Annotated in this window: 11 protein-coding genes; 3 read left to right on the top strand and 8 right to left on the bottom strand. The window is 70.7% G+C overall.

The genetic code is table 11. The features are described from left to right. From VGS97_RS11965 to VGS97_RS11940, 6 genes are all read right to left on the bottom strand, one after another. Positions 1 to 1,205, bottom strand: a 1,205-nt coding sequence (locus VGS97_RS11965; protein WP_326853455.1) for an acyl-CoA dehydrogenase family protein, incomplete at its 3' end; no start/stop codon positions are given. 79 nt (positions 1,206 to 1,284) lie between these two features. Then, complete coding sequence (locus VGS97_RS11960; RefSeq protein WP_326853454.1) at positions 1,285 to 2,232, bottom strand: GAF domain-containing protein; 948 nt, start codon at positions 2,230 to 2,232, stop codon at positions 1,285 to 1,287. Beyond that, on the bottom strand, positions 2,229 to 2,846 hold the full coding sequence (locus tag VGS97_RS11955) for a GTP-binding protein (protein WP_349262096.1): 618 nt from the start codon (positions 2,844 to 2,846) through the stop codon (positions 2,229 to 2,231). The genes VGS97_RS11960 and VGS97_RS11955 overlap by 4 nt, the downstream gene beginning before the upstream one ends. Further along, positions 2,827 to 3,198, bottom strand: a complete 372-nt coding sequence (locus VGS97_RS11950; protein ID WP_326853453.1) for a DUF742 domain-containing protein — start codon at positions 3,196 to 3,198, stop codon at positions 2,827 to 2,829. Before VGS97_RS11950 ends, VGS97_RS11955 begins: the two co-directional genes overlap by 20 nt. A gap of 2 nt (positions 3,199 to 3,200) precedes the next feature. Beyond that, positions 3,201 to 3,644 carry a roadblock/LC7 domain-containing protein gene (locus tag VGS97_RS11945; RefSeq protein ID WP_326853452.1) on the bottom strand — a complete coding sequence of 148 codons (444 nt, stop codon included), beginning with the start codon at positions 3,642 to 3,644 and terminating at the stop codon, positions 3,201 to 3,203. Then, complete coding sequence (locus tag VGS97_RS11940; RefSeq protein WP_326853451.1) at positions 3,641 to 5,086, bottom strand: ATP-binding protein; 1,446 nt, start codon at positions 5,084 to 5,086, stop codon at positions 3,641 to 3,643. Before VGS97_RS11940 ends, VGS97_RS11945 begins: the two co-directional genes overlap by 4 nt. A gap of 361 nt (positions 5,087 to 5,447) precedes the next feature. On the opposite strand from VGS97_RS11940, the gene VGS97_RS11935 reads away from it, so the two are divergent. After that, positions 5,448 to 5,633, top strand: coding sequence for a hypothetical protein (locus VGS97_RS11935; protein WP_326853450.1), 186 nt, complete (start codon positions 5,448 to 5,450; stop codon positions 5,631 to 5,633). Positions 5,634 to 5,725: 92 nt separating this feature from the next. Here the strand turns inward: VGS97_RS11935 and VGS97_RS11930 are convergent, their stop codons facing one another. Both VGS97_RS11930 and VGS97_RS11925 read right to left on the bottom strand, forming a co-directional pair. Next, complete coding sequence (locus VGS97_RS11930; RefSeq protein ID WP_326853449.1) at positions 5,726 to 7,486, bottom strand: HAMP domain-containing sensor histidine kinase; 1,761 nt, start codon at positions 7,484 to 7,486, stop codon at positions 5,726 to 5,728. Then, entirely contained in the window at positions 7,483 to 8,214 is a 732-nt protein-coding gene (locus VGS97_RS11925) for a response regulator transcription factor (RefSeq protein ID WP_326853448.1), read from the bottom strand. The genes VGS97_RS11930 and VGS97_RS11925 overlap by 4 nt, the downstream gene beginning before the upstream one ends. Before the next feature lie 290 nt (positions 8,215 to 8,504). Here VGS97_RS11925 and VGS97_RS11920 point away from each other — a divergent pair, with 290 nt between their 5' ends. Both VGS97_RS11920 and VGS97_RS11915 read left to right on the top strand, forming a co-directional pair. Next, a complete protein-coding gene (locus VGS97_RS11920; protein ID WP_326853447.1) occupies positions 8,505 to 9,878 on the top strand; it encodes a ferredoxin reductase family protein in 1,374 nt (457 codons plus the stop codon). Between the two features lie 29 nt (positions 9,879 to 9,907). Then, positions 9,908 to 10,345, top strand: a 438-nt coding sequence (locus tag VGS97_RS11915) for a hypothetical protein (RefSeq protein WP_326853446.1), incomplete at its 3' end; no start/stop codon positions are given.

Here is a 10,345-nt window from a genome sequence, read left to right as displayed (position 1 = left end):
GCGCGGGTACTCGTGTCGGCGCGGAGCCGGTCTGCCAGGACGACTGACCACTGCTCGTGCTCCTGGTTGACTCCCACTGCGTACTCCGACAGTCTCAGGCGTTGGATGTCGGACGTACCGGCAGGCGCGTAGATGTGGTAGGCGTCTCGGAGATATCGTTCGATGCGGTGGCTGACGTGCAGGCCGCGGCCGGCGAATATCTCCATGGCGACGCGTGCCGAGTCGATGGCGTACTCGGCGTTGACGAGCTTGGCGTTCATCAGTTCGGCGTCACAGGGCAGGCCCCTGTCGAGCAGGTGCGTGGCGTGGTACAGCGCAAGCCGGGCCGTCATGAGCCGCGACTGCATGTCGCCGAGCTTCATCGCCACGGCGGAGACCGCCGACAGCGGGTTGCCGTACATCTCGCGCCGGCTGCTGAACGCGACGGTGTCCTGCACGACCGCCTCGTGGATGCCGAGTGCGACCGCGGCCAGGTTCGGCCGGCCGTACAGGGTGCTCGACGAGTAGGCGACCCGCAGGCCGTCGCCTTCCTCGCCGAGCCTGTTCGCGGCCGGGAGCCGGCAGTTCTCGAAGACGACGGTCCCGAAACTGAATCCGTGCAGACCCATGGTCGGGGCCTGCTGTTCCAGACGCACGCCGGGGCGGTCGGCCTCCACGAGGAACGCGGTCAGCCCGCGTGAACCCGGGCCGGTGCGCACCACGACCCCGTGAAGGTCGCCGATGTGCGAGTTGCCCACGAAGACTTTCGTGCCGTTCAACACGTAACCCGAGCGTTCGCGTACCGCGTGGCCGGACATGCCGAGCACGTGCCCGCCCGAACCGGGTTCGGTCACCGCGATCGTCGGCAGGCACTGCCCCACGGCGATCTGCGGCAACCAGGCGCGCTTCTGCGCCTCGGAGCCGAAGTGCAGGATCTTCGCCACCCCGAGTTGCGAGGCCTGCACCATCGCCCCCATGGCCCCGCTGACCCGGGCCAGTTCTTCGATGATGATCGTCTTGGCGACGTGCCCGAGGCCCATGCCCCCGTACGCCTCGGGGATCGTCACACCGATCCATCCCTGCGCCGCGATCAGCGCGGACAACTCCGCGTCCACCCGGCGGTCGGTCTCCATCTGCTCGACGCGGGGCGCCACGTGCTCCTGCGCGAATCGCCGGACCTGTTCGCGCAGTTCCTCGTGCCGTTCGTCCTCGAATATACCGGGCACTGCACTTCCTCCAGCGCATCCATTTCGAACCCTGATCCCGCACGACGGTTTCAGGTTGCGTGGTCCCGGCCGCTCACGGTCAGAGCTTTGCCAGGCTCTCGGAGAGTTCGTACGCCAGCGCCAGGGCGGTGTCGGCCTCCGCGTCGAGCACGCCGACCGTGAGCTGTGCCGAGTGGTGGCCGGGTACCTGCGCCGGAACGACGGCGAACAGCAGTTCGTGGCCGTCGGCGAGCCGTACCGCCTCGGTGGTGACAGGCGTGTCGAAGCGCAGTGCCTGCTGCACCGCCGCCGGCAAGCCCACGGCTCCGAGGCCGGGGAAGACCTGCACGGCCGGGGCGCCCAGTTCCCGGACCGCGCCGAAGAACCGTTCGTGCGCGGAGTTGGCGTACAGGACTTCGAGATTCTCGCCCACGGTGACCATGACAGGTCCGGGCGCTGCCTCGATGAGCGCGGACGCCCGCCTTCGCACCCGGATCTCGCCGAGGACGTCGTCCGCCACCTGCTTGATCGTTTCCAGGCCCCGCTTTCCCCACCCGGCGTTCTCGGGACCGCTCTTGGGCGAGGGGTCCACCGCGCAGACCGTGCCGATCACCGTGCCGTCGTCGTCGATCAGCGGTGCGCCCAGATAGCTGCGCACGCCGAGTTCGTCGACGACGGGGTTGCCGGCGAAACGCGGGTACGCGTAGACGTCGTCGAGCACCAGGGCCTTGCGCCGCGCCACGACGTGCGGGCAGAAGCCGTGATCGAGGGCCATCTCCCGGCCGGGGTCGCCGAGCAGGACCGGGTCGCCCGGTTCGAGGTCGGTTCTGGCGGCCAGGCCGGCGAAGTACAGCCGCCGGTCGCCGACGAAGTCCACCATCGCGGCGATCGCACCGGTCCGCTCGACCAGTTCGCGGGCGAACTCGTCGAACCGCTCGTCGGGAACGGAGGCGAGGCCGAGCTCACGGTGCCGGGCCGCCCGCTCGGCCCCGCCCTCGGCCGCGGGGGACGCGCTTACCTCACGGCCGGTCAGCTTCTGGTCGGTCATGGCAACAGCCCTTCCACAATGTGCGCGGCGGCAGGCCGGGCGGCTTCGGGATCGGTGTCGAGCAGGTACTGGACGAGGGAGAGCAGCACGCCCACGGACGACTCGCGGCTGCGCGCGTCGCACTCCACCACCGGGACGTGCGGGCGCAGCTCCAGAGCGCTTCGTACCTCCTTCAGCGGATAGGAGACGGTGTTGTCGAAGCGGTTGACGGCGACCAGGAAGGGAATGCGGCGGTTCTCGAAGAAGTCGACCGCCTCGAAGCACTCCTCCAGGCGTTGCGTGTCGGCCAGCACGATCGCGCCGAGCGCTCCCGTGCACAGGTCGTCCCACATGAACCAGAACCGTTGCTGTCCCGGGGTGCCGAACAGGTAGAGGACGTATTCGCTGCCGATCGAGATGCGACCGAAGTCCATGGCGACGGTGGTCGTCGTCTTGTCGGTGGTCGCCCGCAGGTCGTCCACGCCGAGGCTCGCCACGGTGATCGGCGCCTCGGTGGTCAGCGGCTCGATCTCGGAGGCCGCGCCGACCAGCGTGGTCTTGCCGACCCCGAATCCGCCTGCGACCAAGAGCTTCAACGCCCCGGGCAGAGGCTCGTCAAAGGGCGCGGAGAGCATCGATCACCGCCTGTAGTACGTGCCGGTCCGGGCGGACCATGTCGGGGAAGGCGACCGGGGCCCGGGTGACGATGGCGCGCCACCCGAGCAGGTCGGCCAGGAGGATTTTGATCACGGCGACGGGCAGGCGCAGGTGCGCGGAGATCTCCGCCACCGACGCGGGACGCCGGCACGCGCGCAGGATCCGCGCGTGCTCGGGGGTGACGTCCTCCAGCGTCCGGCCGGTCGCCGCGACGAGCGTGATCAGACGGAACTCGGCCGCCGGGCGCGTCCGGCCGCCGGTCACCGTGTACGGGCGCACCAGCCGGCCGGCGTCCTCGTCGAACCGCACTTCGGGGTCGGCGTCCCTCACGGTTATACCTTGGGTCCGGTCGCCGTGAGCTGCGCCTGACCGGTGCGCGGCGCGGTTTCCAGGTGCGCCTGCATGCTGCGTACCAGCTGCGCCATCTCGAAGCCGATGAGACCCGGATCGGCCTCGTCGGTGGTGAGCACACTGATGCAGGTGCCGAAGCCCGCGGCCGCGACGAACAGCAGCGCCCCCTCAAGCTCGACGTTCACTTGACGCACCGTGTCGCTGTCCGCGAACTTGCGTCCCACGCCGGCGGCCAGGGACCACAGGCCCGAGGCGATCGCGGCCATGTGGTCCGCGTCGTCCTTGGCCAGGTCCTCCGTGTGGGCCCGCACCAAGCCGTCCGCGGACAGCAGCAGAGCGCTGCGGGCATGCGGAACGCGCTCCACGAGGCCCGTGATCAGCCAGCTCAACTGCTGGATGCTGTCCCCGCTCCCGTTACTGCTCACCTATCGCCTTCCTGCGTCGGTACTTTCCCGTGGGTGTGTTCACCCGATGCCGGCTCGGCGGCACCGCGAGCCATGCCACGTTTGAAATCCGCCATCAAGTACGGTGTCGCGACCTCACCGACGCGATCGACCGAGCTGGTCACGGTCTGCACGGTGAGCGGCGCGGCGAGATGCTGTTGCGGCCGCCGGTGCGGAAGCGGCGGCCGTGCGCCGGAGTCGATCTGCTCCGAGGAACCGGACGGAGGGAGGCTGGACGTGCCGGAGACCGGTGCAGAGGCGTGAGCGGACGACGTGGGGCCGACTGCGTCGAACCCGGATCCCGGCACGATGGAGCCGGCAGACGCCGACCGGCTCCGGGAGACCAACGCATCGGCGGCGGACCTGTCCACCGGGTGCCGAGGAGCGGGAAGCGACCCCGCGGGAAGAAGCGCGGCGGTGTCAGCGGTATCGGATGCGGCACTCTCCCGCGTCGGCGCGGCGAGCGCGCGCGGCTCGGAGGCCAGCAGCGGTTTGGGAAGCACGACGAGCGCCTGCGTGCCGCCGGTGACGTTCGTCTGTAGCCGGACGCGGATACCGTGGCGTTGCGCCAGCTGCGCGACCACATAAAGGCCGATGCGGGCGCCTTGCAGCAGTTCCTGCACGCTGATCTCGGCGGGCTCCGCGAGCAGCGTGTTGAGCCGGTCGTACTCCTGCTGCGCCATGCCGGGGCCGCGGTCGTCGATCTCGATCAGCAGGCCCGCGGCGACGTCCTGGGTCCGCACCACCACCTTGGTGGTCTGCGGCGAGAACGTCGTCGCGTTCTCCACCAGTTCGGCCAGCAGATGGATGACGCTCGCCACCGCGTAGCCGTTGAGCGCGCCGGGAGTACGCGCGATGACCTGTACACGCGAGTAGTCGAGCGTCTCGGACACGGCCGAGCGCAGGACCTCCATCACCGAGATCGGCTTGGTCCACTGCCGACGCGGCACGGCCCCGCCGAGCACGGCCAGGTTCTCGGCGTGCCGGCGCATCCGGGTGGCCAGATGGTCGACACCGAACAGACCCTTGAGCAGGTCGGGCTCCTCGACGTCGTTTTCGAGCCTGTCGAGCAGGTCGATCTGCCGGTGCACGATCGACTGCAACCGGTGGGAGAGATGGACGAACACGCTGTTGTCAGCGGTGGCCGAGGGCGCGAAGAGGACGGCGGGCGCCGCCTGAACCCGGCTGGGCACGTCGTACTTGACCCTGCCGTTGCCGACCGCGCGATCGACTCGTGCGGCCCACACGACCGCGACCACGGTGACGACGAGTACCAGGCCCGCCAGCGCGAGAACGGCGACCAGGGTCGATCCCTGCAACAGCCGGGCAGGGGAGGCTCGTACGAGCAAACCCACGGCGAGGATGCCCGACGCCACCGCGAAGGCGGTCGGCACCACGGCGAGCGCCGTCAGCCGTCCCGACAAGTCGCGGCCGCGTACGGATGCCGAGCCAGACGCACGATGCCTCGGTGGCTGCCCGCCTCCCGAGTCGGCCGCAGTCACGGGCCCATGAGCGTCGTGAGCCGCGGTCACGCGACTACCGTCCGAGCGAGATGTGAGTACCGAGTGCGAGACATACCGCCAACCTAATGAGAATCGCATTACAACACGACTACGACTAAGCGCTCGGACAATCTACCCCCCTCACCCGTCGCCCTGTCCAACAGGACTCTCATATGGCGCTGGTTTACCGAGTAATGCGAACGTTTACCCGCGCTCCTGGAAGTACGAGTCCGCTGGTTTACCCGGCCGCCTCCGGCAAGCCGACTGACCAGGTCTTCAACGCGTGAAGCCGGGCGTGCACGCTCCGCGCGCCCCTTTGGGCGCCATTATGGATTCGGCCAAGATCGAGCAAGGGATCTTGCTCAAGAAAATTCGGTGTGATAAAGGCAAACCCATTCTTGCCGTTGCGCGCATCTCCCGGAAACGCGCCGACAGCAAGATCGCTTGCGAATATCAAATGACTACTTGATGCGTACGGGGCCGTCAGTGGAGTCGGGTCGAGCCGCAAACCGCTGCCGTGCCCCGGCCCGGCCGGTCGGGGCCGGCGGCGTATTAGGATCCTTACGCTTCGGGCAGCACGAGGGTGAAGACGGTGTGGCCGGGGCGGGTGTTCAGCTCGACTCGGCCGTTGTGTGCTTCGGCGATGGCGCGGGTGATGGCGAGGCCCAGTCCGGTGCTGCCGGAGGTACGGGAACGCGCGTGGTCGCCGCGGGTGAAGCGTTCGAAGGCACGGGTGGCCAGTTCGGGGGCAAGGCCGGGGCCGGTGTCGGTGACGCTGAGGCGAATCTCGCTGGGCGGCCCGGTGTGCAGCGTGGTGAGCGGCCCGGTGAGCAGCGGTGCCCCCTCTTCGAAATCGACCGTGGTCGGCGGCGCAGAGTCGGCTGACACGTAGCGGCGGACGGGCCTACGGCCGCCCGCAAGGCCGCCGTCGAGTTCGAAGAGCCGTGACGGCTCGATGGAGTCCTCACCGTTGCCGTCCGCGTCGTCCTGCCTGTCGTCGTCCCGGCCTGCTTCCCATTCGCTGTCGGGCCGATGCGGCGACCCGCCTTCCAACCGCAGTGTCACCTCGGTGCCGTCAGGCGTGTGAGTGCGCGCGTTCGCCAGCAGGTTCGCGATCGCCTGCGCGAGCCGGTACCGGTCGCCGATCACGGTGGTGGGCGCGGCGGGCAGTTCGAGCCGCCAGCGATGGCCGGGAGCGGCGGCGCGTGCGTCGTCGACGGCGTCCAGCGCCAGGCGGGTCAGGTCGACCTGTTCGCGGGCCAGCCGGCGTCCGGCGTCGAGTTGGGCGAGCAGCAGCAGGTCCTCGACCAGGATCCCCATCCGGCGGGCCTCGTCCTCGATGCGGCCGAGCGAGCGGCGCACCGGCTCGGGGATCTCGTCGGGGTGCCGCTGTGCCAGTTCGGCGTGGCCGCGGATCGCGGCGACCGGGGTGCGCAGCTCATGGCTGGCGTCGGCGGCGAACTCGCGCAGCCTGCCCTCGACCGCGTGCCGTTTCGCCAGCGCGTCCTCGATGTGCCCGAGCATCCGGTTCAGCGAGGCGCCGACCCGGCCGACCTCGGTGGCGGGGTCGGCGTCCGGGACACGTGCCGACAGCGCGACCTGCCCGCTGGCCAGCGACAGACCGCTGACACGCTCGGCGGTGCGGGCCACCCGGTCCAGCGGACGTAGCGCCAGGCGTACCCACCCGGCGGCGACGGCGGCGGACAGCGCGAGCGCGACGGCGAACATCGCCGCCTCTGCGGCGGCCAGCTCGTGCGTGGTCTGCTCGACCTGCTCCAGCGGCAGCCCGGTGATCAGCACGTCGCCGTCCTGGCCGGGCTGCGCCCGGACCCGGTATGCGCCGAGCCCGGACAGGTGCAGGCTGCGCGCCGATCCGTCCGGCGGGAGCGCCGCCAGCGTCGCGACGTCCTGTGCGGACAGTGCCACGCTGTCATCGACGCTGCCGTGGGCGTCGTCCGCGTCGCCGTCGACGACCGCCGCGTTGGTGATGGAGCCCGACACCAGCCGCACCCCGAGCGTTCCCGGGGTCTGCGCGCGGGTGTCGCCGCGGTTCGCGTCGCCGTCCGCGGTGGCGGGCGGGTGTTCAAGGCTGGCGGCGTAGCGCCCGCCCGCGTCGGCGAGCTGCTGGTCGAGGCGGGCGACGAGGAAGTGGCCCAGCACGGCGGTGGTGGCGAAGGCGATCGCGATGCACAGCGCGCCGAGGATGGCGACGAGCCCGAGGATCAGCTGGCCGCGCAGGGTGCGCGGCAGCAGTCGGGTGATCACGCGGCGCCGGGCCGCCCGTCCCGGCGCGCCGTCCACATTCGCAGGGGGCGCATTCACGCTGCGGCCTTCAGCACGTACCCCGCGCCGCGCACCGTGTGGATCATCGGTGCCCGCCCCGCGTCGACCTTCTTGCGCAGGTAGCTGATGTAGAGCTCGACCACGTGGGCCTGGCCGCCGAAGTCGTAGCGCCAGACCTCGTCCAGGATCTGGGTCTTGCTCAGCACCTGGCGCGGATGGCGCATCAGGTAGCACAGCAGGGAGAACTCGGTGGGGCTCAGCTCGATCGGCGACCCGCCGCGGGTCACCTCCATCGCCCTCTCGTCCACGACCAGGTCGCCGACGATCAGGCAGTCGGCCCGCGCCGCTGCCGGGCGCGCGGGCGGGCGAGTGCGGCGTAGCAGGCCGTGCAACCGGGCGACGACCTCCTGAAGGCTGAACGGCTTGGTCACGTAGTCGTCCCCGCCGGCCGTGATCCCGGCGATGCGGTCCTCGACGGCGTCGCGGGCGGTCAGGAACAGCACCCGCGTCTGCGGCCGGTCCTCGTGGATGCGGCGCAGCACCTCCATGCCGTCGAGGTCGGGCAGCATCATGTCCAGCACGACGGCGTGCGGCTGCCAGCTCGCGGCGATCCGCACGGCGTCCAGCCCGCGCTCGGCGCCCCGTGCCTGCCATCCCTCGTAGGCCGCCGCGCCGCAGAGCACCTCGACCAGGTCCGGCTCGTCGTCGACGACCAGGACGCGCCACGTCTCGCCATCCGCGGCACCGGGGGCATCGGTGCTCGTCACGGGCTCAAGTGTCTGGTTCGAAAGTGAGAAAACGCTGAGAACCGGACAGACCGCGCCGCCCACCGCGATGCCCGGCAGAAGCCCGTGACCTGCGGATTTCTCGCTCGCCCCGCTCGACGCAGCGGCCGGGTTCAGAGCGAACTGAGAGGTGGCGGTGTGACGATGGCCCACAGATAGGTCGCCGACCCGGACAGCCGCACGACGCGGCCCGATGGCCCGGCACAAAACCGCCGGGCCGGCGCCGCCGCGCTGCGCCTGCTCTGAGGCCGAGGAAGGAAGGACGCGCATCCATGCCCGCTGCTGACCGCACCCGGCCGCCGCGGCGCGGCGCGGCGTCCCGAGGCCCGCGACTGCCGGTGGACACCGTCGCGTCCGCAGCGCAGGTGCTGATCGCCATCGGCGCGCTCGCCGTCCTCGTGCTGTGGTGGCACGACACCTTCGGCGTCGTGGGCGCCGACGGGTGGCTCACCGGCGCGGGCCGGATCACGGGGCTGCTGGCCGGCTACCTCGCCCCGCTGCTGATGCTGCTGATGGCCCGGGTTCCGCTGCTGGAACGCGAGATCGGAGCCGACCGGCTGGCCCGCTGGCACGCGGTCGTCGGCCGGTACACGGTCGGTCTGCTCGCGGGGCACGTCCTGACGATCGTCTGGGGTTACGCGATCACCGCGCACAGGTCGATCACCGGCGAGACCGTGTACGTGGTCTTCGACTATCCGGAGATGCTCAAGGGCACCGCGGCGGCGCTGATCATGTTCGCCACCGCGTTCTTCTCGGCGCGCGCGGCCCGCAGACGCCTGAGCTACGAGGCCTGGTACTACCTGCATCTGGCCACGTACCTGGCCGTCGCCCTCGGATTCAGCCACCAGATCGTCAACGGCGCCGACCTGAGCACCGGCCCGGCGCGGCTGTTGTGGGGCGCCTACTACGTCGCCGCCTTCGTCATCCTGGGCTGGTACCGGCTCGCCGTGCCGTGGCGTAACGACCGGCGGCACCGGCTGCGTGTCGCCGAGGTGCGGCAGGAGGGCCCCGGGGTCGTCTCGGTCGTGCTGACCGGGGAGCACCTCGACGAACTGCGGGCCGAGGCCGGGCAGTTCTTCCGGCTCCAGTTCCAGGCCGAGGGACTGCGCTGGGCGGCCAACCCGTACTCGCTGTCGGCCGCGCCGCATCCCCGGTACCTGCGGTTCACCGTCAAGAACCTGGGCGCGCACAGCGCGGCCGTCGCGCGCCTGCGGCCGGGCACCGCCGTACGCGCCGAGGGACCATACGGCGCGTTCACCGCCAGGCGTGTGCGCTCCCGCAAAGTGTTGCTCGTGGCCGGCGGGGTGGGCATCACCCCGATCCGCGCGCTGTTCGAGACGCTGCCGGTCGGTCGCGGCGACCTGACGCTGCTCTATCGGGCGACCTGGCCGGAGGACCTGATCTTCCGGCAGGAACTGGAGGCGATCGCCGCGGCCCGCGGCGCGCGCCTGCGTTACCTGGTCGGGCCGCGCTCCCAGGTCGGCGACCCGCTCACCCCGCGCGCCCTGGCCAAACTGGTCCCGCATCTGAACCGGCACGACGTGTTCGTCTGCGGCCCGGAATCGATGGCCATGGCGGCCATCGAGGCGCTACGCGCGTGCGGAGTGAAGCGCTCGCGCATCCACCATGAGTCGTTCGCTCTTTGACACCCGACCGGAGAAGGAGTCCGTCCGCCATGCGTCGCGCCATCGTCACCGGCACCGCCACGGTTTCCGGAGTCGTCCTGCTGCTCGGGCTCAAGTCCCACGGCGGCGGCGCTCACGGTATGCCGCAGAGCTTCAGCATCGGCCCGTCCGCCGATGCGGCCGCCCCGGGCGGAACTCCGACTGCCGCCTCGACCGCCGCCTCGACCGTTGCCCCGCATGCTGGCGGCTCGACTGCGACCGCCCGGGCGGCCTCCGGGACGAAGACGTCGACCGGCGACGCCGCGGACACCCCCTACGGACCCGTCCAGGTGCAAGTGACGCTCAGCGGCGGGAAGATCACGAACATCAAAGTGCTCGAATACCCCACGGAGACCGGCCGGGACCAGGAGATCAACGGCTACGCGCTGCCGATCCTGAATCAGGAGGCGATGACTGCGCAGAGCGCCTCCATCGACGCGGTCTCCGGC

The organism is Actinocrinis sp. (assembly GCF_035946395.1).
In the GTDB taxonomy this organism is placed as follows: Bacteria; Actinomycetota; Actinomycetes; order Streptomycetales; family Catenulisporaceae; genus Actinocrinis.
Note: the sequence above shows the minus strand (reverse complement) of the source record. Positions and strands in the feature narration are given on the sequence as shown.

Bases quoted from the DNA above. Each gene is read 5' to 3' on its own strand.
- VGS97_RS11960 (WP_326853454.1), bottom strand. From the start codon at position 2,232: ATGACCGACCAGAAGCTGACCGGCCGTGAGGTAAGCGCGTCCCCCGCG.
- VGS97_RS11955 (WP_349262096.1), bottom strand. From the start codon at position 2,846: ATGCTCTCCGCGCCCTTTGACGAGCCTCTGCCCGGGGCGTTGAAGCTC.
- VGS97_RS11920 (WP_326853447.1), top strand. From the start codon at position 8,505: ATGCCCGCTGCTGACCGCACCCGGCCGCCGCGGCGCGGCGCGGCGTCC.